Consider the following 25,449-nt stretch of genomic DNA (forward strand, 5'->3'; position numbering starts at 1 on the left):
GGAGCGGCCTCGATGCGCTCACAGCCCCCATTTCCTGAGCGCATCGTCGTATTTCTTGAACTGCTCCTGCCGCGCCTTCGCCCTGCGTTCGGCCTCGGCCTTGCGTGCCAACTCCTTGGGCAGGTCAATCTTCTGCTGAGCGCGGATCTCCGCGTCGGTGCGGGTGAGCGGCCAGCTCTGGAAATAGACGATCTCGCGCCTGTAGACGCGCGGCTCGTACGAATCGTGGATGAAGCCGGCGATCAGCAGCGTCGTCACCACGATCGACAGGAACAGGAACACCAGCTCATAGGGCTGACGCTGCGACAGGAAGACGCGCAGGTCCTGGATCGCGCGGAACGGCGAGAAGCGGGCGAAATAGCGCATTGCACCCGTAACATAGGCGCCGGGGAGGCCCGCCACCACCCCCGGCACCATTTCCGAGGATCAGGCGTCGGTCAGGCGGAAACCGAGCCGCATCGTCTTCCAGCTTTCGTAAGGGATGCCGTCGCGCGTCGCCGGCTTGAACCGCCAGCGGGCCAATGCCTGGCGCTTGGTCGCGTCGAAGAAGCTGGGATCGGGGCTGCTGACGAGCTGGATGTCCTTCACCCGGCCGTCGGTGCCGATCAGCACCTTCACCACCACCTGCCCCTCCTTGCCGGCGCGGCGCATCGCGGCGGGGTATTCGGGCTGGAGATCGGCGGCATAGCGCGGGTCGGTCACGGCATCGACCATCACCGGCGGCAACGGCTTGGGCAGATCGACGGTGACGCCGCCGGTGCCGGAAGCAGTATCGGTCGGAGGAGGCGGCAGAGGGTCGATCGTGCCGGCGAGCTTGTTCGTCGGCTCGGATGGCAGCTCGATCACCGGTTTCGGCACTGCGGTCTCGATCGGTCGCGCCGATTCCGTCGCTTTCTTCGGCTCGATCCTGGGTTCGGGCGGCGGAGGCGGCGGATCGGCATCGACCGGATAGACGGTGAGCGTGCCGTCGGGCTCCACCAGGATGGCGGGCGCGGACCAGATCAACGCGCCGATCAGCGCCGCATTGATCCCTACCGCCATCGTCAGCCCCGCCGGGCTCATCTTCCCACGATTTGCGCGGTCTGCGTACATGTTCCTCTCCTTCACGTCGGACGATCCGGTGAAGGGATGATACAACATTACAATTCCGTCACAAAGTGGAATGTTCAGCCTACCGCTGCCGTCCGCAGCCGTGCGATCGCCCGTTCGCGGCCGATCAGCGGGAGCAGCGCGGCCATGTCGGGGCCGTGGTCACGGCCGGTGAGGGCGCGGCGGAGGGGGAGGAACAGCGGCTTGCCCTTGCGGCCGGTGCGGTCCTTGAGCGCGGCGGTGAGCGCGTGCCAGGGATCGACGGACCAGTCGACCTCCGCCGCTATCGCCGCCGCCTCAACGAGGTAGGCGCGGTCCTCGGGATCGGCGGTCGCCGCGATCGGACCCTCGACCACCGCCCACCAGGTTGCGGCGTCGGCGACGCGCTCGAGGTTGGGGCGGATCGCGCCCCACGCCGCCTCGTCCATGCCCGCGGGTAGGCGATCGCGCACCGCATCATAAGGAAGCTGGTGGACGATCTTGGCATTGAGCCCGGCGAGCTCGGCGTCGTCGAAGCGCGCCGGCGCGCGGCCGAAATGGGCGAAGTCGAAGCCGGCGACCAGCGGTGCGCGGTCGATCAGCGGCTCGACCGGCTGGCTCGTCCCGATTCGCGCGAGCAGCGCCACCACCGCTTCCGGCTCGATGCCGGCCTCGCGGAAATGGTCGACGCCGAGCGAGCCGAGCCGCTTGGAGAGCTTGCCCTCGCTGCCGGTGAGCAGCGCCTCGTGCGCGAAGGCGGGCGGTTTCGCGCCCAGCGCGCGGACCATGTCGATCTGGAGCGCGGTGTTGGAGACATGGTCCTCGCCGCGCACGACATGTGTCACGCCCATGTCGATGTCGTCGATCACCGAGGGCAGCAGGTAGAGCCACGAACCGTCGGCGCGGCGCACCACCGGATCGCTCATCGCGGCAGGATCGAAATGCTGGGGGCCGCGGATGAGATCGTCCCATGCGAGCGCCTCGCCGCCGAGCCGGAAGCGCCAATGCGGCGCGCGTCCCTCCGCTTCCAGCGCCGCCTTCTCGGCGGCGGTCAGCTTCAGCGCCGCGCGATCGTAGATCGGCGGCAGGCCGCGCCCCAGCAGGATCTTGCGCTTGAGCTCCAGCTCCTGCTGCGTCTCATAGGCGGGATAGACGCGACCCGTCGCCTTCAGCTCCTCGAAGCGCGCCTCGTAGCGGTCGAACCGCGCGGACTGGCGCTCCTCGGCGTCGGGGGCGAGGGCGAGCCAGGCGAGATCGGCACGGATCGCCGCGACGAACCGCTCCTCGGAGCGTTCGCGGTCGGTGTCGTCGATGCGCAGGAGGAAGCGCCCGCCCTGCTTCCTCGCCCACAGCCAATTGTGGAGCGCGGTGCGGATGTTGCCGACGTGCAGCCGACCGGTCGGGCTCGGCGCGAAGCGGGTGACGGTCATCGGCGGGGCGGCCCGTGCGCGATCAGCGTGGCGCTGAGGTCCGCAGCCTGCTGGTCGGTGAAGGCGCGGCGCGGCAGGAAATGGTAGAGCATGTCGTTCAGATAGAGGAGAAAGCCCGTCGGCGATTCGGTCCAGGCGACATAGTCGCGCCAGGCCACGCGCATCTCGGTGGTCGGGCTCAGCCAATGATCGCCTTCGTCGTTCCAGTCGTAGCGCCACGGCTGATGCAGCGTGCGCTGCTGGGCGAACAGCCGCGCCGACCGGCGGCGCAGCAGGAGAAGGCCGATCGCGTTGGCGATCAGCACGCCGACGATCCCGCCGATCACGGCGGCGACCGACACGATCGCCGCCACCCGCTGGTCCCGCTCGACCTGGCTCATCACGCCCCAGACCACCCATGCGCCGATCACGAGCAGGATGCCCACGCGCCGCCAATGCCGCCCCGATCGCAGATAACGTACCGCCCAGGTGCGCTGCGCCCGATAATAGTCGTCCGCGTCGGGCGTGAATTCGATCCTGCCAGCCATCGCTTGCCCTCGCCCTGCTCCACCCCGTAAGGCGGTTCCAAGAAAGTGCAATCGGGGTGGCGGGAGGCCCTCATCATGAAACTTCTGACGGGCAATTCGAACCTGCCGCTCGCGCAGGCGATCGCCGACTATTGCGAGGTTCCGCTGACCAAGGCCAGCGTGCGCCGCTTCGCCGACGAGGAGGTGTTCGTCGAGATCCACGAGAACGTCCGCGGTGAGGACGTGTTCGTGCTGCAGTCGACCGCCTATCCCGCCAACGACAACCTCATGGAGCTGCTGATCTGCATCGATGCGCTGAGGCGCGCGTCGGCGCGGCGGATCACGGCGGTGCTGCCCTATTTCGGCTATGCGCGGCAGGACCGCAAGCCCGGCCCGCGCACGCCGATCTCGGCAAAGCTGGTCGCCAACCTGATCACCGTCGCCGGTGCCAACCGCGTGCTGTCGGTCGATCTCCATGCCGGGCAGATCCAGGGCTTCTTCGACATCCCGACCGACAACCTCTTCGCCGCGCCGGTGATGTCGGCGGACATCCGCAGCCGCTTCCCGGACCGGAACTGGATGGTGGTGTCCCCCGACGTCGGCGGCGTGGTGCGCGCGCGGGCTCTGTCCAAGCGGCTCGACAATGCCCCGCTCGCGATCGTCGACAAGCGCCGCGAGCGCGCCGGCGAGTCGGAGGTGATGAACATCATCGGCGAGGTCGAGGGGCGCTTCTGCATCCTGATCGACGACATCGTCGATTCGGCTGGCACGCTGTGCAATGCCGCCGCCGCGCTCAAGGAGGCGGGGGCCGGGGGCGTGGTCGCCTATGTGACCCACGGCGTGCTCTCGGGCGGCGCGGTGGCGCGCGTCGAGGGATCGACGCTCGAGGAGCTGGTGATCACCGACACCATCGGCAACCACGAGATCATCGCTGCCGCCAAGAAGGTGCGCCACCTCACCATCGCGCCGCTGATCGCCGAGGCGATCAAGCGCATCGCCGACGAAAGCTCGGTCTCCAGCCTGTTCGATTAGTCTCTCCCGGGCCCCAGGCTTGGGTCGAGATCGCGCGGGCGGACGAAGCGGGTGAGCGTTGCCTCGCCCGGACGTGCGTCCGCCCAGCGATCGATCTCGAAGGTCAGCACGGCGACGCTGCCGGTCGGGAACTTGGTCTCGACCTCGCCGCGCAGCGCGTCGCCTGCGCCGTCCGGGACGAGCAGCAGCACCAGCTCCTCGAGACCCGGATTGTGCCCGACCAGCATCACCCGGCCCGCGCTGTCGGGCAGCTCGTGGATCACGTCGAGCAGGGTCGAGGGCGAGGCTAGATAGAGCCGCCGGTCCCACGCCAGCGTGAGGTCGCGGCCATAGCCTTCCTCCACGCCCTCCAGCGTCTCGGTTACGCGCACCGCGGGCGAGGCGACGACATGGTCGAACCCCAGCCCGAGCGATCTCAGGCTGTGGCCGATCGCCACCGCGGCGCGATGGCCCTTGGCGTTGAGCGGCCGGTCGAAGTCGCGGGCGACGGGATCGTCCCAGCTGGACTTGGCGTGGCGGAGCAGGGTCAGCGTCTTCACGAGGGCTGCTTCTGGCGAATGTCCGTGACGGATGGAAGACGGCAGCGCTCGACCGCCTCGTCGAGCGTGACGCGCCGCACCGGCGTGCCGGGCGGGAAAGCGGTGAGCAGGCGCGACGGCACGGCGGACGAGAGCAGCACGAACCGCCCCTGGTCGTCGGCGCGGCGGATCAGGCGGCCGAACGCCTGGGCGAGCCGGGCGCGGACGATTCGGTCGTCATAGGCGCTGCCGCCTCCAGCCATGCGCCGCGCGGCGTGGAGCATGGTGGGCTTGGGCCAGGGCACGCCCTCCATCACCACCAGCCGCAGCGAATGGCCGGGCACGTCGACGCCGTCCCGGAGCGCGTCGGTGCCGAGCAGCGAGGCGCGCGGATCGTCGCGGAAGATGTCCACCAGCGTACCGGTGTCGATCGGGTCGACATGCTGGGCGAGCAGCGGCAGGCCTTCGCGCGCCAGCCGGTCGGCGACGCGGGCATGGACGCCGCGCAGCCGGCGGATTGCGGTGAACAGCCCGAGCGTGCCGCCCTCGGCGGCGACGATCAGCCGGGCATAGGCGTTGGCGAGCGCGGCCAGGTCGCCGCGCTTGACGTCGGTCACCACCAGCACCTCGGAATGGGCGGCATAGTCGAAGGGGCTCGGCACCTCGAAATGGGTCGCCGGTTGGGGGAGGTGGACCGCGCCGCTGCGCGCGTCGGCGACGTCCCAGTCGCCGCCCGCCTTGAGCGTCGCCGAGGTAACCAGCGCGCCGTGCGCCGGCTCCAGCACCGTCCTGGCGAACGGCCGGCTGGGATCGAGCCAATGGCGGTGAAGGCCGATGTCCCATTCGCGCCCCTCGCTGCGGTCGACCGCGAGCCAGTCGACGAAATCGGCATCGGCCGGCCCGCCGATCCGGGCGATCAGCGACAACCAGGCACCGACTGTCTCCGTGCGCCAGCCGAGCGAGACGATCGCCCCCTCGATGCGGGCGCGCGCCGGGCCGTCCATCCAGTCGGGATCGTCCGCCAGCACAGCCTCAAGCCGCCGCCCGAGCGCGACCAGCGGGCGCACCAGCGCGTCGAGCGCCGCACCGGCCGGGCCGGCGGCTTCCACCAGCGCGGCGTCGGGTTCGGCGAGCTCGGTCTCGAGGCCGTAGCCGGCGTCCTCCTCCTTGGCGGCGCGGGCGTAGACGAGCCCACGCACCGCGGCGAGCAGCGCCTCGATCGGGCCGAACGGCGCCCCCTCCGCCAGCCGGCCGAGCCAGCCGTCGGAAGGCAGCGCGCGAGCGGCCTCGACCGCGTCCTGGATCGCGCGGCCGCCCTCTTCGTCATAGCTGGCGACGTCGCTGAGCCGCGCCGCCAGCCCGCGCCGCCTGCCGCGCGCGGTGCCTTCGGGGCCGGTGATCCAGCGGCGCAGCTCGATCGCCTCGCCGCCGGTCAGCGCCGCGGCGAACATCGAATCGGCGGCGTCGAACAGGTGATGACCCTCATCGAACACGTAGCGGGTCGGCCGGCTCGCGGTCTCGCGGCCGCGGGCGGCGTTGACCATCACCAGCGCATGGTTGGCGATGACGATGCTCGCCTCGGCGCTGGCGCGGGTCGCGCGCTCGATGAAGCATTTCCGGTAATGCGGGCAGCCGGCGTAGATGCACTCGCCGCGCCGGTCGGTGAGCGCGGTCGAGCCGTTGCGGCGGAACAGGGTCGGCAGCCAGCCGGGCAGGTCGCCGCCGATCATGTCGCCGTCGGCGCTATAGGCCGCCCAGCGCGCGACCAGCTGCGCCAGGATCGCGGCGCGGCCGGCGAAGCCGCCCTGCAGCGCGTCCTCCAGGTTGAGCAGGCAGAGATAGTTCTCGCGCCCCTTGCGGGTGACGACGCGAGGGTTGCGCTCGGCCGGGTCGGGATAGAGCCGCGCGGTCTCGTGCGCCAGCTGGCGCTGCAGCGCCTTGGTGAAGGTCGATACCCATACCGCGCCGCCCGCCGCTTCCGCCCACAGCGACGCGGGGGCGAGATAGCCGAGCGTCTTGCCGATCCCGGTGCCCGCCTCGGCGAGGACGAGGTTGGGAGAATCGCGCACCGTTCGCGGCGCGAAGGCCTTGGCTACGGCGTCGGCGAAGGCATGTTGCCCCTCGCGCCGTTCGGCGCCGGCGCCGGTGAGCGCGTTGAGGCGTGCCGAGACCTGGCCGTCGCCGATCATCACCGTGCGCGGAGCCGGGCGGGGCGCGGTCTCGCTCCATTCGGGGAGCTTGGAGAACAGCCAGCGCTCGGCCTTGTCGGGCTTGGCGAGGCGCGCCGTCACCGCTGGCGCCCAGGTCCAGCGCAGGCGCATGAGATTCTGCGCGGCGGTCCAGGCACCCTCGCGCTCGGGCCAGTCGGCTCCGAGCATCTCCAACAGCGCCCCGGCGGCGCGGCGGAGGAAGGGGGCGACATCGGCGTCGCTGGCCGGCGCCTCGATCCGGAGCACCTGCGCGAGACCCTTGGGCGTCGGCACGGCGAACACTGCCGGCCGGACGAAAGCGAACAGCTCGAGCAAGTCGAGGCCGCTCAGCTCGGGATGGCCCAGCCGCTGCCCGACCAGCGGCGCGTTGAGCAGGAGCACCGGCGTATCCGCAGCGATGCGGATCGCCTCCCCGCGCCCGACCTCCCGCGCGCCACCCCACAGGTCGCCGTCATCGGCGATCCAGACGCCGCCGTGGCTGGCGTGGAGCGCGGGATAGGGCAGCGACGGCGTCATCGCCCCCACATAGCGCCGGATCGGGCAGCAAAGTGAAGGGAGTCGCGGTTCATTCCTTCACTTTCGTTCACTTTGCCCGCTATCGCCCGCGCCCGCCGGGCACCCGCGCATCGGCGGCGCGGAGCGCTGCCATCGCCGCGCGGGTGTCGAAGCGATGCACCAGGCCGACGACCCTGCCGCGATAGAGGCGCGGCCAGACCGCGCCGCGCAGGGCCTGGTCCAGCACATAGGCGAAGGCGCGCTCGCGCGCGTCGTCCTGCACCAGGTCCCATGCCGCGGCGAAGCTTTCCGCGCCCGGACGGCGTCGGAGATTATAGGCGGAGGTCGCCCCCATGCCGACCGCCCGCGCCGCACCGGCGACGACGCCGCTGTCGGCGAGCGCGGCGATGAAGGCGCGCTGGCGCGCCGGCGTCCAGCCGTCGCGGCGGCTGCGCGTCATCGGAACGGGGGTGAAGGCGGGGAGCTCGTCCTCGGCCTCGGGCGGAGCGGGGTTCGGCGACTCGTGCATCGGCGAGCTTATGCGAAGCGAAATCCAACATTGGAAGGGGGGCGGACCGGCTCCAGCCCCGTCGCTCGCGCGACAGGTCAATGAGGCCGATCGACCTCGGACCCGATGATTTCGAGAGCTCTGTTCAGGGCGACATCCTCGGTCGCGGCGATGGACGGCCGATCGATCGCATAGTCCGGCTTCACGCCTGCCACCTCGTCCCTACCGCTCGGCCGGACGAAATGGCTCTTGGGATAGGTCACGGTGATCGCGGTCTTCGGCAAGGCGAAATGCTGGACCGAGGCGTAGTTCGATGCGACGTCGGCGGTCTCCTCGCCGATCACCTTACCGAACCTGTAATCCTGCACGAGTGCGGCAACCGAGGCCGCGTTGGAATAGCTGTGGCGGTTGATCAGCACCCAGACCCGGCCATGAAAGCGCGGCTCGGGGCGGGGCGCGACCATCGGAAGCTCGTAGCGGTAGCGCGTGCCGTTCGGCTGCCGCTCCTCCGCGTCCATCTGCCGCTGGAAATCCGGGTCGACCGCCGTTCCGGCAGCACGCTGGCGCGCATAGTCGGCCTTCGTCGCCGCGCTGGCCTTCAACATGAAAGATGAGGCGAACCGAAAGGGCCGATCGGCGAACCACGCGATCATCGGATCGCTGAAGCTATTGTCTCCGCCGGGATTGTTGCGCAGGTCGATGAGAAGATCCGTCGCGCCGCTGGCAACGACCTTGCGCAAGCTGTCGTCGATGAACGTGCGGAACGACGACGCTTCGTAGGACGGCGCCGCCCCGTCGCTCGCCGCCTCCGTGTTGTAGAAGGGACCGGGCCGCAGATAGGCGACGCCGCGGTCGAGCGCCTTGTATTCCCGTGTCGCGAAGTCCACCGGCAGCTCCGAGGTCGGGAATCGGGCGACAAGCGCCGTGCGCTGATCGAGCGTCAGCGCCCTGACCGGCACCTTCACCGTCCTGCCCGCGATCCTGGCCGTCACCGTCACCGAGGGAATCGGTCCCCGGTCCATCCACAGCAGAGCGGGGAAGCTCTCCTCCATTTGCGCATAGGCCATATAGGGTCGCTCGGCGGAGACATAGCCGGCGAGCCGATCGAGCAGCCGCCGGATCGGCTCGCCGGCAATCGCGATCACCTCCGTTCCGGCGCGCAGCGAGCCGCTTTCGTCGGCCGTCTCCGTCAGCAGCACGCGATCGCCGTCGACGCGTACGAACAAAGGCAGCATCGTGCCGCCGCCGTGCAGATAGGAAACGAACGCGCCGATCGGAGCATTCACGCGGGCATGGCCGATCCGGCCATAGGCGACGAACTTCTGGAACAGGATCGCCGCAGCGGTCGCGTCCATCGGTTTTCGGATCGTCGCCATCAGCGTCCGGTAATAGGCGTCGTAGTCCGGCCTGGAGCGATGGGCGTAGAGATCGAAATGCGCCTCTTGCAGCCCGCGGTAAAGGAATGCGAGGTCGGATCGGACCGCCTCCGGCGGCAGACCGGGCCCGGGCGCGGATGCGGTTCGTAGGGGCGTGTCCTTTGATGCATGGCCGTTAGAAGGGCTCATGGCCAGGCCCGCGACGAGCAAGGCGGCGAGAATCCGGATTCTCATAGTGCTGAATGATCAGGAAACGCGCGACGGAGCAAGGCTGGAGGTGGCGATCGCCCCGGCACACTGGCGATTGCGACCGCGCTTCGCTAGACGCGCGCGGTCATGACCGTTTCACCCGAACTCCGCACCGCCGCTCTCGACTCCAAGGCCTGGCCCTATGAGGAGGCGCGCAAGCTGCTCAAGCGCTGGCCGGAGGGGAAGCCGGGCGGAGAGGCGATCCTGTTCGAGACCGGCTACGGCCCCTCGGGCCTGCCGCACATCGGCACCTTCAACGAGGTGCTGCGCACGACGATGGTGCGCAACGCCTTCCATGCGCTCAGCGACCAGCCGACGCGGCTGATCGCGTTCAGCGACGACATGGACGGCCTCAGGAAGGTGCCGGACAACGTTCCGAACAAGGACATGCTGGCGGCCAACCTCGGCAAGCCGCTGACCCGCATCCCCGATCCGTTCGGCAAGTACGAGAGCTTCGCGCACCACAACAACGCGATGCTGCGCGACTTCCTCGACCGCTACGGCTTCGAGTATGAGTTCGCCTCCTCGACCGACTATTACGGCTCGGGCCGCTTCGACGAGGCGATCCGGGGCGTGCTCAGGAGCTGGCAGGCGATCCTCGACATCATGCTGCCGACGCTGCGCGCCGAGCGCCGCGCCACCTATTCGCCGGTGCTGCCAATCAGTCCGAAGTCAGGGATCGTGCTGCAGGTGCCGGTCGAGGTGGTCGATGCCGACGCCGGCACGATCGCCTTCGAGGACGAGGACGAGCGCATCGTCCAGTCCGCGCTCGGCGGCCTGTCCAAGCTGCAGTGGAAGGTCGACTGGGCGATGCGCTGGGTCGCGCTCGGCGTCGATTACGAGATGGCGGGCAAGGACCTGATCGACTCGGTGATCCAGTCGGGCAAGATCGCCCGCGCGCTCGGCGGGCGGCCGCCCGAGGGCTTCAACTATGAGATGTTCCTCGACGAGAAGGGCGAGAAGATCTCCAAGTCCAAGGGCAACGGCCTGTCGATCGAGCAGTGGCTGACCTATGGCCCCGACGAGAGCCTCGCCTTCTACATCTATCGCGAACCCAGGAAGGCCAAGTCGCTGCACTTCGGCGTGATCCCGCGCGCGGTCGACGATTACTGGCAGTTCCGTGCTAACTATCCGGCCCAGCCGATCAAGGAGCGGCTCGGCAACCCGGTCCACCATATCCACGACGGCAAGCTGCCGGAGGGGATGCTGCCGGTCACCTTCGGGCTGCTGCTCAACCTGGTCGGGGTGATGGGCGGGGAGGCGACCGAGGAGCAGGTATGGGGATACCTGCGCAACTACGTCCCCGACGCGACGCCCGAGAGCCAGCCCGAGCTCGACCGGCTGATCGGCTATGCGCTGGCCTATGCCCGTGATTTCGTGGCGCCGACGCTGCGGCGTCGCGCGCCGGAGGGGGTGGAGGTCGCGGCGCTGGAGCGGCTCGACGCCGAGCTCGCCGCGCTGCCGGAGGACGCCAGCGCCGAGGACATCCAGAACATCGTCTACGAGATCGGCAAGAGCCGGTTTGGGGAATCGGGCGGCTTCGCCGAGCTGCGCGACTGGTTCAGGGCGCTGTACGAGACGCTGCTCGGATCGAGCCAGGGGCCGCGGATGGGGAGCTTCATCCGGCTCTACGGCATCGCGAACAGCCGCCGGCTCATTGCGGAGGCGCTGGCGGCGGCGCGCTGACCGGTACGCATCTGCTTTGCCAGGCGAGGCCGGTCGGTTAGGACTCGTCCCATGCAAGAGCGCACGACCCCGAAGGCGATCCGCCCCGCCGTCCGCGTGCTGTCGCTGACGCGCGACTTCCTCGCCACCGAGGCGGCGGGCGGCATCCTGCTGATGGGCGCGGCGGCGCTGGCGATGATCGTCGCCAATTCGCCGCTGGCGCACGGCTATTTCGAGGTGCTGCATTTCGAGACGGGGCCGGTCCTGTCGGCCAAGCTGGGGCCGATGAGCGTGCACCTGTGGATCAATGACGCGCTGATGGCGGTGTTCTTCCTGCTCGTCGGGCTGGAGATCAAGCGCGAGGTCGTCGACGGCGGCCTGTCCAGCGCCGAGCGGCGGCGGCTGCCGCTGATCGCGGCGGCGGCGGGGATGCTGGTGCCGATGCTCGTCTATTTCGCCGTCGCGGGCGGGCATCCCGAGTTGCATCGCGGCTGGGCGATCCCGGCGGCGACCGACATCGCCTTCGCGATCGGCGTGCTCGCCCTTCTCGGCGACCGCGTGCCGGCGTCGCTCAAGCTGCTGCTGACCGCGCTCGCGATCGTCGACGACATGGGCGCGGTGGCGATCATCGCGGTCGGCTATACCGAGGGGCTGAACCTGCCCGCCCTCGCCGCGGCGGCGGGAATCGCGCTGACGATGTGGGGGATGAACCGCGGCAGGGTGACGGCGCTGTGGCCCTATCTGATCGGCTTCGCCCTGCTGTGGCTGGCGATGCTGATCTCCGGCGTGCACGCGACGATCGCCGGGGTGGTGGCGGCGCTGACCATCCCGATCACCACGTCGCCCGCCGCGCCCGACGACGCGCATTCGCCACTCCACCGGCTGGAGCACGCGCTGCATCCCTGGGTCGCCTATCTGATCGTGCCGCTGTTCGGCTTCGCCAATGCCGGCGTGTCGCTGTCCGGCATGTCGCTGGCGACGCTCGGGGAGCCGCTGGTGCTCGCGATCCTGCTCGGGCTGTTCGTCGGCAAGCAGGTCGGCATCCTCGGCGGCATCGCGCTGGCGGTGAAGCTCAAGGTCGCGCCGCGGCCGCGCGGCTGCAGCTGGCGGCAGCTCTACGGCATGGCGCTGGTCGCAGGGATCGGCTTCACCATGAGCCTGTTCATCGGCGGTCTCGCCTTCAAGGACCCGCTGCTCCAGGATGAGGTGAAGGTCGGCGTGCTGGCGGGTTCGCTGCTGTCGGCGCTGCTCGGGGTGATCGTGCTCCTGCTCGGGAAGCCGGTCGAGAAGGCCCGGCCCGGCTGACGCCGATCAGCGCGCGACCAGCCTGGTGTAGAGGTGCCAGGTCGCGTAGCCGAGCACCGGCAGGACCACCGCCAATCCGACGAAGAAGGGGATCGAGCCGGCGATCAGCAGCGCCGCGACGATCAGGCCCCAGCGGATCATGACGCCCTTGTTGGCGACGACGGCGCGCACCGAGGTGTCGACCGCCGTCCGGGCATCGACGTCCTTGTCGACCAGCATCGGCATCGAGACGACGCTGACCGTCAGCACCGCGGCCGCGAAGACCGCGCCGAAAAGATTGCCCGCCACGATCAGCGCCCAGCCCTCGGGCGTGGTGAACAGGCGGTTCGCGAACGCGCCCATGCTGTCCGGCACTGCCCCCATCAGCCCGAAGTAGAGCGTGGCGGCGACCGTCAGCCACGCGCCGAAGATCGCCAGCAGAACCCCCGTCACGACGGCGATCGAATCGAAGGCCGGCCGTTTCGTCACGTCCAGGAAGTGGGACCAGTCGGCTGCGAGCCCCTGCTCACGGCGGCGCGCCAGCTCGTAGAATCCCAGGGCAGCGGCGGGGCCCAGCAGCGAGATGCCGGCGGCGAGCGGAAAGAGCAGGTGGATCAGCGACCCGCGCAGCGCCACGATCGCGGCGAGGACGCCGACCATCGGATAGATGATGCCGACGAAGATCAGGTCGCCGCGCCGGTCCATGAAATCGGCCCAGCCCTCGCGGAGGGCGGCTCTCAGGTCGGCCGTCGTGATCGTACGGACTTGAGGGGCTGGTGCAGGACGATCGACGCCTTCGACGTGAGCGAATGCCATGATGCGCTCCTTCGTTCCCCGGCCGGGCGATCATACGCCGCCAGCGGCGCGGCGGCAAGATTTGCGGCGCCGATCAGCGGGCCCGCCCGAATCCGGCCATCGCGGACGAAATGCCGGGGCTTCGCCGCTATCTCGTCCGCCACGTGAAGACCGAGGTTGCGGCATAATTCCACACCGCCCCGACCAGGATGCCGGCGAGCCCGGCGGCCCACCAGCCATAGTGGTAATCGGCGAACAGATAATTGGCGATGCCGACGTTGGCGATCGCGCCGATCGAGCAGGCGGCGACGAAGGTGAGCAGCCCGCGCGTGATCTGCCTGGCGCCCTTGAGGCGGCGGTCGCGGTAGGTGAGGATATTGTTGACGAAGAAGTTGAAGATCATCGCCAGCACGGTCGCGATCGACTGCGCCCACAGGAACGGCGGATGGTTGGCCTCCATCATGATGGTGAGCGCGCCCATGTGGACGAACACGCCAAGACCGCCGATGAACATGAACGACAGGAAGCGCGCCGGAACGACGTGGCCGATCAGCTTGTCGACCAGCAGCAGCAGATATTCCCAGGTGATCAGCGCATCGAGCTTGCTCTCGCCGGCCTCGCGCGGGCGGAAGCAATAGGGCACCTCGACGGTGCGCAGCGGCCGCTCGGCCGAGGCGCAGATGTCGAGCAGGATCTTGTAGCCCTGGCCGGAGAGCTCGCGCACGGCGGAATCGAACGCGGTCCGCGTGATCGCGAAGAAGCCGCTCATCGGGTCGGAGATGTCGGCGCCGGTGACGAGCCGCGCGAGCCGCGTCGCCACGGCGCTTACCCGCACGCGACGCGCGTCCCAGCCCCCGATGCTCCCGCCTGCGGCATAGCGCGAGCCGATCGCCACGTCGGCCGCGCCGCGCTGCAGCAGGTCGAGCATCTGAGGCAGGACGCGTTCGTCGTGCTGGAGGTCGGCGTCGATCACCGCGAGATAGGGGCTCGAGGTGCTCAGCATCCCCTCCGTCACCGCGGTCGCGAGCCCGCGGCGGCCGATGCGATGAAGCATCCGCACGCGGCCGTCGCGCGCCGCCATCGCCGCGATCGCCTCACGGGTGCCGTCGGTCGAATCGTCGTCGACGAACACCACCTCGAACGGGATGCCGGCGAGCGCCGTCTTCAGTGCCTCATGGAGCCGGCCGACATTGTCACGCTCGTTGAACGTCGGCACGATCACCGACAGGAGCGGAACGGGCGCCGGCGAATGACGGGGCGCGTCGATCTTCGATTCGGCCATCGGGCTGCTGCTCATCGCGGCGGCCTTTAGACGATATCGGCGGAGAGACCATATGGCTGCCGGATCGGGACCGACAAAGCACCGTCTACTCCGTCATCCCGGCGAAGGCGGGAATCCCGTTTATGGGCATATGACCTAGAGCCGGCAGCGCGCCGTGACGCCGCGACGGACCACATAGCGGTCGGTGCGCGGATTGTAGCTTGGATAGCGTCGCGCGCAGGCGCGGGCGTGGCGGCTCGGCGACGATTTCTTCAACCGTTCGGCGCGGATGCGCTGCTGGTGGCGGCGCAGGTTGTCGTGGCGCTGGGCATCGAGCGTCGGTCCAAGCCATTGCGCGGCCGCCGGTTGCGGCAGTGCCGCGGGCACGGCCAGCGCCGTTCCGACCATCGCGAGAAATGCGAGCTTCGCGAGACGCATGGATTCCCCTCCCTTTTCGTGACCTTCCGCCCGACAACGCCCGGAGCGCGGAACGGCTCCCTCAGCGCGCGATGATGGGATCGCCCATGCCGATCGTCTTGCCCTCGGTCACGATCACCCGGTCGCCGATCCTGACGTGCTCGAACAACAGCCTGGCGAAGGGGATCGGCACGCCGACGCAGCCGTGGGTCGCATAGCCGATCCTGACGTCGCTGCCGTGGATCGAGACGCCGTCGTCGGTCATGCGCAGCATGTAGGGCATCGGCGCGTCGTAGAGGTTGGAGACATGGTCGGCGTCCTTCTCGGTGATCGGGAAGACGCCGAGCGGCGTCGGCGTGTTGTCGGCGCCGTAGAGGATCACCGCGGTGCCGATCTCATAACCGGCGCGGAACACCGACAGCACCTGCGCCTTGCGGTCGACGGTGATGACGATCGGGCCGGCCGCGGGGGCGCCCTTCTCGTCCCAATACCAATCGCCGTGGCGGAAGGGCTTGCCGTCGATCGGCAGGATGCGGCGGACGACGAAGGGTTCCTCGGCCGGGGATCTGGCCAGCGCTGCGGGTCTGGGCGCGGGCGGCCTGGGCTTGGCGGGCGCGGCCGCGGCCGGCTTGGGGGCCGGCGGCGCAAAGCTATGCGCCATCGCGGCGGCGACCAGCGCGACCGCGCCGGCCACGCCTGCACCGAGCAGACCGCCCTTCACCATGCCGGCTATGCGCTCGATCATCGCTCGATTCCCTGCTTCCGGGCAGGGAAATCGCGCAAAACCGCGGTCGCGGCCAGCCCCGGATTCGCGCTGTTCCGCCGTGGGACGGGCGGCCGCCGCGTTTACCTTCAGCGCGTCGGCACCGGCTCCGGGCCCGAATAGTCGTAGAAGCCGCGGCCGGTCTTGCGGCCGTACCAGCCGGCCTCGACATATTTCACCAGCAGCGGCGCCGGGCGGAACTTGGGGTCGCCGGTGCCCTCGAACAGCACGCGCGTGATCTCGAGGCAGGTGTCGAGCCCGATGAAGTCGGCCAGCGTGAACGGCCCCATCGGGTGGTTGAGGCCCAGCTTGCAGGCGGTGTCGATGTCGCGGATGGTCGCCACGCCCTCGCCAAGCGCGAAGCACGCTTCGTTGAGCATCGGCATCAGCACGCGGTTGACGATGAAGCCGGGTGCGTCGTTGGCATGGACGATCTCCTTGCCGAGCGAGCGGCCGAACGCCTCGACCGCCTGCACCGTCTCGTCGGCGGTGGCGAGGCCGCGGATCAGCTCGATCAGCCCCATCACCGGCACAGGATTGAAGAAATGCACGCCCATGAAGCGCGCGGGATCGGGCGCGGCCTGCGCGAGGCGGGTGATCGGGATCGACGACGTGTTGCTGGCGAGGATCGCATCGCTCCGGAGGACCAACCCGACGCTGCCGAAGATCCGGCGCTTGATCTCCTCGCGCTCGGTCGCGGCCTCGATCACCAGGTCGCAGGGCGCCATCGAGGCGGCGTCCTCGACCGGCTCGATCCCGGCGAGCGTGGCGTCGCGCGCCTCGGCGGTGATCTTCTCCTTCTCGACCAGCTTGCCGAGCTGCCTGGCGATGCCGGCCTTGCCCGCCTCGGCGCGGTCGAGCGAGACGTCGGACAGGAGCACGCGATAGCCCGCCGCCGCGGACACCTGCGCGATGCCCGCGCCCATCTGCCCCGCCCCGATTACGCCGATCGTCTTCATGGCCATCTCCTTTGCGGCGATCCCTATCGAGCGGACGCGGCTTCGGCTAGGTCGCTCCATGGTCTCAATCGCCATCCCGACGAAAGCCGGGAAGACGACGGAGAGGCAACCGCACGCAACCTGTAGGGCTCCCGCGAAGGCAGGAGCCCTGGCGAGCCGCGACGCCAGCGGCCAAAGCTCCTGCCTTCGCGGGAGCACGGGGATGGCTTGCGAGGCCCACGAGACTGCGCAAGCGAATCCCGGCAGCCGCGATCAGGCCGCCCGCACCACGCCCACCTCGCTGAACGGCCTCGGCTCCACCGGCGGCACCTGGCTCTCGTTGAGCTCGCACTGCCAGAAGCCGACGTCGATCCACCGGCCCTGCTTGAAGCCGACCTCGCGATACATGCCGGCGCGGCGGAAACCGACCGCCTCGTGCGTACGGATCGAGCTGTCGTTGGGCAGCGAGATCACCCCGATCGCCTGGGTGAAGCCCTGCGCGCGCAGCGTGTCGATCAGCGCCTCGTAGAGCAGCCGCCCGACGCCCTGGCCGACCACCGGCCCGGCGACGTAGACCGAGGTCTCGACGACGTATTTGTACGCCGGCCGGTCGCGCCAGCGGCCGGCATAGGCATAGGCGAGCACGCCGGACTCGTCCTCGCCGTTGGTGGCGACCATCCACGGATAGAGCCCGTTCGACGCGGTCATCCGCGCGCGCATCGCCTCGGCATCGGGCGCCTCGGTCTCGAACGAGACGGTGCCGCCCAGCACATAGGGCGCGTAGATGGCGGCGATCGCCGCGGCGTCTTCGGGCCGCGCGCCTCGGATCGCGATCATCGCAGCAGCTTCGCGAACAGGAGGTCGGCCAACTTGAGGTCTCCTTGGCTTGCGTCGGGCGGCGCATAGGCGGTGCACTCGAGGCACAGCGCCTGCACCGACGGCCCGCGCGCGAGCCGGCGCGCATCGGCGATCGCCTGGGCGAACAGCGCGCGCCGTTCCGCCGCGATCCGCGCCACCGCATCGCCCGCGGGCGCATCGGCGTCGTCATCGTCATCGCCGCCGAGCAGCGCCGCGGCGATCTTGGCGGTCCATTTGGGCTCCTTCTCGAGAAACACCGGATGCACCTTGGCCGGGTCGAGCTTGGCGCGCCGCGCCGCCTCCGCGACCGCATCGGACAGCGTCCCGAACCGGTCGACCAGCTTCAACTGATGCGCGGTTCCGCCGTCCCACACCCGGCCCTGGCCGATCTCGTTCACCCGCTCCGGGCTCAGCTTGCGCGCCTCGGAGACGCGGGCGATGAACTTGCGGTATCCGTTCTCGATGCTCGACTGCAGCATCGCGTCGAGCTCGGGCGTCGTCCCCTTGAACACGTCGGGCTGGCCGCTGAGCGGCGTGGTGGCGACGCCGTCGGCGGTGACGCCGATCTTGCCGAGCGCGTTCTCGAAGGTCGGCAGGATGCCGAAGATGCCGATCGATCCGGTGATGGTGTTGGGCTCGGCGAAGATCGCGTCGCCCGCCGTCGCCACCCAATAGCCGCCCGACGCCGCGAGCCCGCCCATCGACACGACCACCGGCAGCCCCTGCGCCTTGGCCTGGAGCACCGCCTGGCGGATGCGCTCGCTGGCGAGCGCCGATCCGCCCGGCGAATCGATCCGCACCACCAGTGCCTTGAGGTTCTTCTTGGCCAAGCCGTCGAGCAGCAGCTTCGACACGGTCTCGCCGCCGGCGGTGCCGGGGCCGGCCTTGCCGTCGACGATCTCGCCCGCGACGGTGACCACGCCGATCGCGTCGCCCGAGGTCGGCGCCGGGTTGGCGGCGACCCAGTCGGCCAGCTTGATCGTGCGGAAGCTGCCGGCGGGCTTGCCGCTGTCGCTGCCCGCGATCTCGGCGACGCGCTTGCCGAAGGCGAGCCGGTCGCCGAGCTTGTCGACCACCCCTGCGGCGAGGTTGGCCTGGGCGAGGTCGCCGTTCGCGGCGACCACCACCTTGTCGGGCTGGGTCAGGTAATCGGCGATGCGCGCCTTGGGCCGCGCCTTGGCGACATTGTCGCGCCACTGGCTGAAGATCGCGCCGTAGAGCGCCTCGTTGGCGGCGCGCGCGGGCCCGGACTGGCCGGTCAGCGTGTAGGGCTCGACCGCCGACTTGAACTGGCCGACGCGATAGACGTGGACGTTGATGCCCAGCTTGTCGATCAGCCCCTTGTAATAGAGCTGCGACCCGCCCGGTCCCATGAACATCGCGCCGCCCATCGGATCGACCCAGATCTCGGAGGCGTTGGCGGCGATCAGATAGCTCGAATCCATATAGGCGGTGGCATAGGCCAGCACCGGCTTGCCGCTCGCGCGCACGCGGCCGACCGCGCTCGCCACCTCGGCGACCGCGGCGGGATAGCCGCCGGCGAAGCGGTCGAGGTCGAGCACCACCGCCTTGACGCGGCCGTCGCCGCGCGCGGCGTCGAGCGCGCGGACCACGTCGCGCAGGCGGGTTTCCTTGGCAACCCCGCCGCCGAAGCTGGTGAAGGGATCGACCTCCTGCGGCTGCTCGACCAGGCGGCCGTCGAGCGCCACCACCAGCGCCCCGTCGCGGATCGCGGTGCTGGGCCGCGCGGACAGCAGGGCGAACAGCCCGCCGAAGAACAGGAGCAAGAGGATCAGGACGAGCGCGTCCTTGATCCCGACCAGCAGCTTCCAGGCGCCACGAACCAGCTTCACGTCTTCGCTATCCCCCAACGGCGGAATCGCGGCGACGCTAGAGCATGGGACGCGCGCGGGCAAACCTTCGCATTGCAACAAGGGGAAAATCAGGCGGCGCGCGGGGCAAGGGACGAACCGGGGACACCCCCGCGCGCCGCCGATCCTCGTCCCCGGGGGTTCACGGGACGAGGAGAGGGAAGGTCAGCGGCCGAACAGCTTCGGCAGACCGATCTTGAGCGGCAGGCCGGAGAGACCGGGGATGCCGCTGAAGGTCGGCACCGCGATGCTCGCCGAACCCAGCTTCACCTCGACGAGGTTGCTGCCGCTCAGCAGGTTGACGCTCCCGGTGCTGCCGTCGAGCGGGGTCTGCTTGCCGATGTTGACGCCGAGCACGGTGTTGCCGTCCTTGGGCGTCGTCACGGTGACGTCGCCGGCGCCGACCGCGACGATGTCGGAAAGCTGGGTCTTGCCCGGCCGGGTCAGGCTGTTGACCGCGACGTCGATGACCTGGCCGTTGGTCAGGGCGTTGACGTCGGCGAGCCCGCCCTCGCGGCCCTGGGTCTGGCCCAGGTTGACCGCGACCGCGGCGGGTCCGTTCGGCGAGCGGCCGGTGTGGAAGTTGCCCGCGTCGATCGAGATGATGTCGGCGGAATTGGGCAGCGCCGGCGCCGGCAGCGACTGGGCGGCGGCGGAGCCCGCGGCGATCGCGGCCGTCCCGGCGGCGGCGATCAGGCTTGATCGGATCAGATAATGCATCGATCTCATCTCCTCTCAGGGGGCGGGCAGACGTGCCCGTCCGCGTGCCAAGGGACCGGAAAAGCGTGAACCCTCTGCCCACCTCGCCGCCGCTTCGGCGCGGATCACCGGCGCGCTAACCATCGTGCGCGGCGCCTCGTCCCGTTTCCGGGCTCGGACGGGCTGGCGCCGTTCCGGCGCAGATTGTCTCCCGGGGCCGGGGCGCCTAACCGAAGTCTCGTCCGACTCGCCTTCTCACCCTTGACGCTTGGACCGCACGGGCACATATGCGCGGCGCTGGCACTCGTCTCGTGAGAGTGCCAAAACACTCTACATCACGTCACTAGCAAGGGATGACGCGCATGAACTTCCGTCCGCTGCACGATCGCGTGCTCGTTCGCCGGGTCGAGGCCGAGGAGAAGACCGCCGGGGGGATCATCATTCCCGACACCGCCAAGGAGAAGCCGCAGGAGGGCGAGGTCGTCGCCGCCGGCGCCGGCGCCAAGGCCGAGGACGGCAAGGTGACGCCGCTCGACGTCAAGGCCGGCGACCGCATCCTGTTCGGCAAATGGTCGGGCACCGAAGTCAAGGTGAACGGCGAAGACCTGCTGATCATGAAGGAATCGGACATCCTCGGCATCGTCGAGTGACGCCCGGCGCCTCCCGCGCGCGCATACGCGAAGGAGGTACGACTTTCGTGACTTTCCAACTCTCAACTTCTCATCTGAAAGGGTAGCCACATGGCAGCCAAGGACGTCAAATTCAGCCGCGACGCTCGCGAGCGCATCCTGCGCGGCGTCGACATCCTCGCCGACGCGGTCAAGGTCACGCTGGGGCCGAAGGGCCGCAACGTCGTCATCGACAAGAGCTTCGGCGCGCCGCGCATCACCAAGGACGGCGTCACCGTCGCCAAGGAGATCGAGCTCAAGGACAAGTTCGAGAACATGGGCGCGCAGATGGTGCGCGAGGTCGCGTCCAAGACCAACGACATCGCCGGCGACGGCACCACCACCGCCACCGTGCTCGCCCAGGCGATCGTGCGCGAGGGCATGAAGTCGGTCGCGGCCGGCATGAACCCGATGGACCTGAAGCGCGGCATCGATCTCGCCGTCACCAAGGTCGTCGAGGACCTCAAGGGCCGCTCGAAGCCGGTCGCCGGCTCGAACGAGGTGGCGCAGGTCGGCATCATCTCCGCCAACGGCGACCGTGAGGTCGGCGAGAAGATCGCGGAAGCGATGGAGAAGGTCGGCAAGGAAGGCGTGATCACCGTCGAGGAGGCCAAGGGCCTCGAGTTCGAGCTCGACGTCGTCGAGGGTATGCAGTTCGACCGCGGCTACCTCTCGCCCTATTTCATCACTAATCCCGAGAAGATGTCGGTCGAGCTCGCCGATCCGTACATCCTGATCCACGAGAAGAAGCTGTCGTCGCTGCAGGCGATGCTGCCGATCCTCGAGGCGGTGGTGCAGTCGGGCCGTCCGCTCCTCATCATCGCCGAGGACATCGAGGGCGAGGCGCTGGCCACGCTGGTCGTCAACAAGCTGCGCGGCGGCCTCAAGGTCGCGGCGGTCAAGGCGCCGGGCTTCGGCGATCGCCGCAAGGCGATGCTCGAGGACATCGCGGTCCTCACCAAGGGCGAGGTCGTCAGCGAGGATCTCGGCATCAAGCTCGAGAACGTGACGCTCGGGATGCTCGGCACCGCCAAGCGCGTCACCATCGACAAGGACAACACCACCATCGTCGACGGCGCCGGTGAAGAGGCGGCGATCAAGGGCCGCATCGAGGCGATCCGCCAGCAGATCGAGGTGACCACCAGCGACTATGACCGCGAGAAGCTCCAGGAGCGCCTCGCCAAGCTCGCCGGCGGCGTCGCCGTGATCAAGGTCGGCGGCGCGACCGAGGTCGAGGTGAAGGAGCGCAAGGACCGCGTCGACGACGCGCTGCACGCGACCCGCGCGGCGGTCGAAGAGGGCATCGTCCCCGGCGGCGGCACCGCCCTCCTCTACGCGACCAAGGCGCTCGACGGCCTCAAGGGCGAGAACGACGACCAGACCCGCGGCATCGACATCATCCGCCGCGCGCTGCAGTCGCCGGTGCGCCAGATCGCTCAAAACGCCGGCCATGACGGCGCGGTGGTCGCGGGCAAGCTGATCGACGGCAACGACGTCAACCTCGGCTTCAACGCCCAGACCGACGTCTATGAGAACCTGGTCCAGGCCGGCGTGATCGACCCGACCAAGGTCGTCCGCACCGCCCTCCAGGATGCGGCGTCGGTCGCCGGCCTCCTCATCACCACCGAGGCGACCGTGGCCGAGCTGCCCGACGACAAGCCTGCGGCTCCGGCGATGCCGGGCGGCATGGGCGGCATGGATTTCTGAGCCGAAGCGGCCTGAGCCAAGCCAAGGCTTGGCTCAGGACTCGCCGAAGGCGCGGCTCCGCCGCGCCGGGTCCACCGAACCAAAAGCAACGGGCCGGGAGTCACCACTTCCGGCCCTTTGTTTTGCCGAGGTGTGCCACTACAATGGCGCCATGCGCCCCGATCCCGCCTATCGGAAGATCACTGCCGACGAGTTTCTGGCAATCGACTTCGGCACGGACCGCAAGTTCGAGCTGTCGGACGGCGTGATCGTCATGATGACGGGCGGCAGCGAAGCTCATGCCTGGGTGCAGGGCAACATCTTCTCGTGGCTCCGCACCAGGTTGAAGGGAACCGCCTGCCGCCCATACGGCTCCGAGATGGGCGTGCGGACCAGCCAGACCGACGTCCGCTATCCGGACGTCAGCATCTACTGCGGCGCGCGTTCGGACGCTGATCGCGATGCGCTTGCGCTTTCCGACCCGACCGCGATCATCGAGGTGATCTCGCCGACCACCGCTATGGTCGATCAGGGGACAAAACTCGAAGAATATAAGCGTTTGCCGAGCGTGCGCACCATTGCCTTTGTCGATCCTGCGAACGAGTTGGTGCGAACCGTCGAGCGGCTGGAACAGGGGGGATGGTTCGAGACGATGTTCGGCGTGCGCGACCTTAGCCTGCCGACGCTCGGTCTCGCCATCCCCCACGCCGAAATCTTCGCGCGTGACTGAACCTACTCCAACCCCAGCGCCTTCTTCACCTCGGCCCAACGCACCAGCTTGAAGTTCTGCGCCTGAGGCGCGTTGTCGCCGTCCTGGGCGATCATCAGCCCGCCTTCGAGACCGGGCCCGAAGCCGGCGCTGCCGACCTCGATCCCGTCGGTCTCGCTGGTCCCGCCGATCCCTCCGCCCTCGACGATCCGGAAGCGCCCCGCATAGCTGAGGTCCGGCAGCCGCCACAGCGCATAGGCGGAATCACCCTGGCTCGAGACGACCAGATAGCCGCCGTCACTACCCTCGGCGGCGATCGCCACGCCCTCGACATCGGCGATCAGCTCCCGGCCGTTGGCCTTCGCGACAGAGGTCGGCGTCACCGGATCGCCCGGCTCGGCGCCGAACGTCCAGACGCCGACGTTCTCCTCGCCGACGAACAGGCGGCCGGTGCGATCGTCGGCGACGCAGCCTTCGGACTGAGTGGCGAGCTTCATCGTCCGCACCGTCTCGGCGCCGCTGCCGTCGGGCGCGACGCGGAGCTGGACGATCGTCCCGTCCTTGCCGACGACAAAGGCGTAGAGCCCGCTCTTCGCCCGGTACATGCACAGGCCATAGGCTTCCGCGGTCGCCACCGGCACGCGGGCGAGCGGAGTCAGCGTCGCCGTCCGGGTGTCGAGCCGGAACAGCGCGAGCCGGCTGTCGCCGATCCTGTTGCGGTCGCTCGCCGCGACGATCGCGCCGGCCGCCGTCTCGCGCAGATCGACGTTGTTGACGCGGCCGGCGGCGAGGTTCGAGCGCAGCTTGCCGTCGAGGCCGTAGACGTTGAGCCCCGCCTTCTTGTCCGTGGCGACGATCAGGCTGGCGGCGGGATCGGCCGGGTTGCGCCAGATCGCGGGATCGTCGGCCGCGTCGCGCAGGCTGGCGACCGCATCGGTCTGCGCGAACGGCGCGACCGACGCGGTGGGCAACGGCGACACCATCGCCCGCGGCTTCGGCGTCGCGGTACAGCCCGACAGCAGCAGCGCCGTCAGCAGATGACGGTATTTCATGACGATCTCCCCCGGTTGGCGCGGCTGTGAGGGAGAGGTGTGTCAGGAAAGTGACAAGTCGGCTAGCGTCCCGCCGCATCGGCGCAGGGGGGCGGGGTGCTTGCCGGTCACCCAGGCGACCAGGCGGTGACGGGGTCGGGCCAGTGCCTCGGCCGGACGAGGGCGGCCTTGCGATTGGCCTACCCTGTCACCGCTTCAGCGCCTCGATGATCTTCCTGATCTCCTGGCTGCGCCCGCGCGGCGCGATCAGCACGTCGTCGCCGCTCGCCACCACGATCAGATCCTCGACCCCGACCAGCGCGATCCGCACGCCGTCCGAACGGACGAAGCAGTTCCTGGTGTCGATCGCGATCACTTCGCCCTGGTGGGCGTTGCCGCCTTCGTCGAGCTGACTGATCGCGTGCAGCGCGTCCCAGGAGCCGACGTCGCTCCAGCCCATGCTGACCGGCACCACCGCGACCCGCGCCGCCTTCTCCATCACCGCATAGTCGATCGAATCCGCCGGCGACCTGGCAAAGGCCTCCTCGTCCGGCCAGATCCGCACACCGTCGCGTCGTGCCCCGGCCATCGCCTCCTGCGCGGCGACGAGCATGTCGGGGGCGTGCACCGCGAGCGCGCCCAGGTACATGTCGGCGCGGAACAGGAAGATGCCGCCGTTCCAGGCATGGCCGCCCTGCGCCAGCATCGCCTCGGCGGCCTCGCGCGGCGGCTTCTCGATGAAGCGGTCGACCTTGTGGACGCCGGGCGCGACCTCCTCGCCGATCCGGATATAGCCATAGCCGGTCTCGGGTGCGTCCGGGGTGATGCCGAAGGTGACCAGCCAGCCCTCGTCGACCAGCGGCAGCGCGGCATGGATCGCGGCGTGGAAGGCGGCGACGTCGCCGATGACATGGTCGGACGGCATCACCAGCAGCGGGTCGTGCCCGCCGCCGGCCGCGATCGCCGCCAGCGCGATCGCCGGCGCGGTGTTGCGCCCCATCGGCTCCAGCACCAGCGCGCGCGCCGAACCCTCGACTGCGGCGAGCTGCTGCTCGATCTCGTCGGCGTGGAAGGCATTGGCGACCACGATCGGCGCGGTGAAGCGCTCGCCGCCGCAACGCTTTGCGGTGAGCTGCAGCATCGTCTCCTCGGCGGTGAGCGCCAGGAGCTGCTTGGGCCGCTCCGGACGGGACATGGGCCAGAGCCGGGTGCCCGAACCCCCTGAGAGGATCACGGGAATGATCGGCCTGGCCTCGGTCATGACGGACAGTTCTCCTGTTGCGATGGATGTAGCGGACGCCCCTACCTTGTCCAACGCCCGTACCGCCGTCGATTTCCCGCCGCCGTTCAGCATTTCTTCGCCAATTTGCGCGAGAGCCGTGTCGGCAAAGTTTACACTCGGATGTCGGGAG

Annotated in this window: 24 protein-coding genes; 6 read left to right on the top strand and 18 right to left on the bottom strand. The window is 69.4% G+C overall.

Annotated elements, in window-relative coordinates; genetic code table 11:
• Positions 1 to 18: 18 nt before the first annotated feature.
• The 4 genes from ACMGER_RS06060 to ACMGER_RS06075 all read right to left on the bottom strand — a co-directional run bounded on the left by ACMGER_RS06060 (position 19) and on the right by ACMGER_RS06075 (position 3,025).
• Entirely contained in the window at positions 19 to 402 is a 384-nt protein-coding gene (locus ACMGER_RS06060) for a hypothetical protein (protein WP_436811192.1), read from the bottom strand.
• 24 nt (positions 403 to 426) lie between these two features.
• On the bottom strand, positions 427 to 1,092 hold the full coding sequence (locus ACMGER_RS06065) for an energy transducer TonB (RefSeq protein ID WP_436811193.1): 666 nt from the start codon (positions 1,090 to 1,092) through the stop codon (positions 427 to 429).
• 74 nt (positions 1,093 to 1,166) lie between these two features.
• Complete coding sequence (gene gltX / locus ACMGER_RS06070; RefSeq protein ID WP_436811194.1) at positions 1,167 to 2,498, bottom strand: glutamate--tRNA ligase; 1,332 nt, start codon at positions 2,496 to 2,498, stop codon at positions 1,167 to 1,169.
• Positions 2,495 to 3,025 (bottom strand): YcxB family protein, encoded by a 531-nt coding sequence (locus ACMGER_RS06075; protein WP_436811195.1) that lies wholly within the window; start codon positions 3,023 to 3,025, stop codon positions 2,495 to 2,497. Before ACMGER_RS06075 ends, gltX begins: the two co-directional genes overlap by 4 nt.
• 75 nt (positions 3,026 to 3,100) lie before the next feature.
• Here ACMGER_RS06075 and ACMGER_RS06080 point away from each other — a divergent pair, with 75 nt between their 5' ends.
• On the top strand, positions 3,101 to 4,036 hold the full coding sequence (locus tag ACMGER_RS06080) for a ribose-phosphate pyrophosphokinase (RefSeq protein WP_436811196.1): 936 nt from the start codon (positions 3,101 to 3,103) through the stop codon (positions 4,034 to 4,036).
• Here ACMGER_RS06080 and ACMGER_RS06085 read toward each other — a convergent pair.
• The 4 genes from ACMGER_RS06085 to ACMGER_RS06100 form a co-directional block, all read right to left on the bottom strand.
• Positions 4,033 to 4,575 carry a SixA phosphatase family protein gene (locus ACMGER_RS06085; RefSeq protein WP_436811197.1) on the bottom strand — a complete coding sequence of 181 codons (543 nt, stop codon included), beginning with the start codon at positions 4,573 to 4,575 and terminating at the stop codon, positions 4,033 to 4,035. The genes ACMGER_RS06080 and ACMGER_RS06085 overlap by 4 nt on opposite strands.
• Positions 4,572 to 7,280, bottom strand: coding sequence for an ATP-dependent DNA helicase (locus ACMGER_RS06090; RefSeq protein WP_436811198.1), 2,709 nt, complete (start codon positions 7,278 to 7,280; stop codon positions 4,572 to 4,574). The genes ACMGER_RS06085 and ACMGER_RS06090 overlap by 4 nt, the downstream gene beginning before the upstream one ends.
• A gap of 79 nt (positions 7,281 to 7,359) precedes the next feature.
• A complete protein-coding gene (locus tag ACMGER_RS06095) occupies positions 7,360 to 7,788 on the bottom strand; it encodes a hypothetical protein (protein WP_436811199.1) in 429 nt (142 codons plus the stop codon).
• Positions 7,789 to 7,865: 77 nt separating this feature from the next.
• On the bottom strand, positions 7,866 to 9,377 hold the full coding sequence (locus ACMGER_RS06100) for a S41 family peptidase (protein ID WP_436811200.1): 1,512 nt from the start codon (positions 9,375 to 9,377) through the stop codon (positions 7,866 to 7,868).
• Positions 9,378 to 9,479: 102 nt separating this feature from the next.
• Here ACMGER_RS06100 and ACMGER_RS06105 point away from each other — a divergent pair, with 102 nt between their 5' ends.
• Positions 9,480 to 11,078: a lysine--tRNA ligase gene (locus tag ACMGER_RS06105; RefSeq protein ID WP_436811201.1), complete on the top strand. Its 1,599-nt coding sequence runs from the start codon at positions 9,480 to 9,482 to the stop codon at positions 11,076 to 11,078.
• Positions 11,079 to 11,129: 51 nt separating this feature from the next.
• Positions 11,130 to 12,362, top strand: a complete 1,233-nt coding sequence (gene nhaA, locus ACMGER_RS06110; RefSeq protein ID WP_436811202.1) for a Na+/H+ antiporter NhaA — start codon at positions 11,130 to 11,132, stop codon at positions 12,360 to 12,362.
• Positions 12,363 to 12,368: 6 nt separating this feature from the next.
• On the opposite strand, the gene ACMGER_RS06115 is transcribed toward nhaA, so the two are convergent.
• The 8 genes from ACMGER_RS06115 to ACMGER_RS06150 form a co-directional block, all read right to left on the bottom strand.
• Complete coding sequence (locus ACMGER_RS06115) at positions 12,369 to 13,157, bottom strand: DUF2189 domain-containing protein (RefSeq protein WP_436811203.1); 789 nt, start codon at positions 13,155 to 13,157, stop codon at positions 12,369 to 12,371.
• Positions 13,158 to 13,284: 127 nt separating this feature from the next.
• Entirely contained in the window at positions 13,285 to 14,433 is a 1,149-nt protein-coding gene (locus tag ACMGER_RS06120) for a glycosyltransferase (RefSeq protein WP_436811204.1), read from the bottom strand.
• A gap of 120 nt (positions 14,434 to 14,553) precedes the next feature.
• Positions 14,554 to 14,835, bottom strand: a complete 282-nt coding sequence (locus ACMGER_RS06125) for a BA14K family protein (RefSeq protein ID WP_436811205.1) — start codon at positions 14,833 to 14,835, stop codon at positions 14,554 to 14,556.
• Positions 14,836 to 14,896: 61 nt separating this feature from the next.
• A complete protein-coding gene (locus ACMGER_RS06130; protein WP_436811206.1) occupies positions 14,897 to 15,559 on the bottom strand; it encodes a L,D-transpeptidase family protein in 663 nt (220 codons plus the stop codon).
• Positions 15,560 to 15,666: 107 nt separating this feature from the next.
• Complete coding sequence (locus tag ACMGER_RS06135) at positions 15,667 to 16,536, bottom strand: 3-hydroxyacyl-CoA dehydrogenase NAD-binding domain-containing protein (protein WP_436811207.1); 870 nt, start codon at positions 16,534 to 16,536, stop codon at positions 15,667 to 15,669.
• Positions 16,537 to 16,788: 252 nt separating this feature from the next.
• A complete protein-coding gene (locus ACMGER_RS06140; RefSeq protein WP_436811208.1) occupies positions 16,789 to 17,352 on the bottom strand; it encodes a GNAT family N-acetyltransferase in 564 nt (187 codons plus the stop codon).
• A complete protein-coding gene (gene sppA / locus ACMGER_RS06145) occupies positions 17,349 to 19,226 on the bottom strand; it encodes a signal peptide peptidase SppA (protein ID WP_436811209.1) in 1,878 nt (625 codons plus the stop codon). Before sppA ends, ACMGER_RS06140 begins: the two co-directional genes overlap by 4 nt.
• A gap of 183 nt (positions 19,227 to 19,409) precedes the next feature.
• Positions 19,410 to 19,964 carry a hypothetical protein gene (locus ACMGER_RS06150; protein WP_436811210.1) on the bottom strand — a complete coding sequence of 185 codons (555 nt, stop codon included), beginning with the start codon at positions 19,962 to 19,964 and terminating at the stop codon, positions 19,410 to 19,412.
• A 341-nt stretch (positions 19,965 to 20,305) separates the two neighbouring features.
• Here ACMGER_RS06150 and groES point away from each other — a divergent pair, with 341 nt between their 5' ends.
• The 3 genes from groES to ACMGER_RS06165 all read left to right on the top strand — a co-directional run bounded on the left by groES (position 20,306) and on the right by ACMGER_RS06165 (position 23,027).
• Positions 20,306 to 20,593 carry a co-chaperone GroES gene (gene groES / locus ACMGER_RS06155; protein WP_233784891.1) on the top strand — a complete coding sequence of 96 codons (288 nt, stop codon included), beginning with the start codon at positions 20,306 to 20,308 and terminating at the stop codon, positions 20,591 to 20,593.
• Between the two features lie 90 nt (positions 20,594 to 20,683).
• Positions 20,684 to 22,318, top strand: a complete 1,635-nt coding sequence (groL, locus tag ACMGER_RS06160; RefSeq protein ID WP_436811211.1) for a chaperonin GroEL — start codon at positions 20,684 to 20,686, stop codon at positions 22,316 to 22,318.
• A 151-nt stretch (positions 22,319 to 22,469) separates the two neighbouring features.
• Positions 22,470 to 23,027, top strand: a complete 558-nt coding sequence (locus tag ACMGER_RS06165) for a Uma2 family endonuclease (protein ID WP_436811212.1) — start codon at positions 22,470 to 22,472, stop codon at positions 23,025 to 23,027.
• Positions 23,028 to 23,029: 2 nt separating this feature from the next.
• Here the strand turns inward: ACMGER_RS06165 and ACMGER_RS06170 are convergent, their stop codons facing one another.
• Positions 23,030 to 24,058 carry a phytase gene (locus ACMGER_RS06170; protein ID WP_436811213.1) on the bottom strand — a complete coding sequence of 343 codons (1,029 nt, stop codon included), beginning with the start codon at positions 24,056 to 24,058 and terminating at the stop codon, positions 23,030 to 23,032.
• 187 nt (positions 24,059 to 24,245) lie between these two features.
• On the bottom strand, positions 24,246 to 25,298 hold the full coding sequence (locus ACMGER_RS06175) for a mannose-1-phosphate guanylyltransferase/mannose-6-phosphate isomerase (protein WP_436811214.1): 1,053 nt from the start codon (positions 25,296 to 25,298) through the stop codon (positions 24,246 to 24,248).
• Between the last annotated feature and the right edge of the window lie 151 nt (positions 25,299 to 25,449).

The organism is Sphingomonas astragali (genome assembly GCF_051400615.1).
Classification (GTDB): Bacteria; Pseudomonadota; Alphaproteobacteria; order Sphingomonadales; family Sphingomonadaceae; genus Sphingomonas.

Bases quoted from the DNA above. Each gene is read 5' to 3' on its own strand.
- ACMGER_RS06065 (WP_436811193.1), bottom strand. From the start codon at position 1,092: ATGTACGCAGACCGCGCAAATCGTGGGAAGATGAGCCCGGCGGGGCTG.
- gltX (WP_436811194.1), bottom strand. From the start codon at position 2,498: ATGACCGTCACCCGCTTCGCGCCGAGCCCGACCGGTCGGCTGCACGTC.
- ACMGER_RS06075 (WP_436811195.1), bottom strand. From the start codon at position 3,025: ATGGCTGGCAGGATCGAATTCACGCCCGACGCGGACGACTATTATCGG.
- ACMGER_RS06080 (WP_436811196.1), top strand. From the start codon at position 3,101: ATGAAACTTCTGACGGGCAATTCGAACCTGCCGCTCGCGCAGGCGATC.
- ACMGER_RS06090 (WP_436811198.1), bottom strand. From the start codon at position 7,280: ATGACGCCGTCGCTGCCCTATCCCGCGCTCCACGCCAGCCACGGCGGC.
- ACMGER_RS06095 (WP_436811199.1), bottom strand. From the start codon at position 7,788: ATGCACGAGTCGCCGAACCCCGCTCCGCCCGAGGCCGAGGACGAGCTC.
- ACMGER_RS06100 (WP_436811200.1), bottom strand. From the start codon at position 9,377: ATGAGAATCCGGATTCTCGCCGCCTTGCTCGTCGCGGGCCTGGCCATG.
- ACMGER_RS06105 (WP_436811201.1), top strand. From the start codon at position 9,480: ATGACCGTTTCACCCGAACTCCGCACCGCCGCTCTCGACTCCAAGGCC.
- nhaA (WP_436811202.1), top strand. From the start codon at position 11,130: ATGCAAGAGCGCACGACCCCGAAGGCGATCCGCCCCGCCGTCCGCGTG.
- ACMGER_RS06115 (WP_436811203.1), bottom strand. From the start codon at position 13,157: ATGGCATTCGCTCACGTCGAAGGCGTCGATCGTCCTGCACCAGCCCCT.
- ACMGER_RS06120 (WP_436811204.1), bottom strand. From the start codon at position 14,433: ATGAGCAGCAGCCCGATGGCCGAATCGAAGATCGACGCGCCCCGTCAT.
- ACMGER_RS06125 (WP_436811205.1), bottom strand. From the start codon at position 14,835: ATGCGTCTCGCGAAGCTCGCATTTCTCGCGATGGTCGGAACGGCGCTG.
- ACMGER_RS06130 (WP_436811206.1), bottom strand. From the start codon at position 15,559: ATGATCGAGCGCATAGCCGGCATGGTGAAGGGCGGTCTGCTCGGTGCA.
- ACMGER_RS06135 (WP_436811207.1), bottom strand. From the start codon at position 16,536: ATGAAGACGATCGGCGTAATCGGGGCGGGGCAGATGGGCGCGGGCATC.
- ACMGER_RS06140 (WP_436811208.1), bottom strand. From the start codon at position 17,352: ATGATCGCGATCCGAGGCGCGCGGCCCGAAGACGCCGCGGCGATCGCC.
- ACMGER_RS06150 (WP_436811210.1), bottom strand. From the start codon at position 19,964: ATGCATTATCTGATCCGATCAAGCCTGATCGCCGCCGCCGGGACGGCC.
- groES (WP_233784891.1), top strand. From the start codon at position 20,306: ATGAACTTCCGTCCGCTGCACGATCGCGTGCTCGTTCGCCGGGTCGAG.
- groL (WP_436811211.1), top strand. From the start codon at position 20,684: ATGGCAGCCAAGGACGTCAAATTCAGCCGCGACGCTCGCGAGCGCATC.
- ACMGER_RS06165 (WP_436811212.1), top strand. From the start codon at position 22,470: ATGCGCCCCGATCCCGCCTATCGGAAGATCACTGCCGACGAGTTTCTG.
- ACMGER_RS06170 (WP_436811213.1), bottom strand. From the start codon at position 24,058: ATGAAATACCGTCATCTGCTGACGGCGCTGCTGCTGTCGGGCTGTACC.
- ACMGER_RS06175 (WP_436811214.1), bottom strand. From the start codon at position 25,298: ATGACCGAGGCCAGGCCGATCATTCCCGTGATCCTCTCAGGGGGTTCG.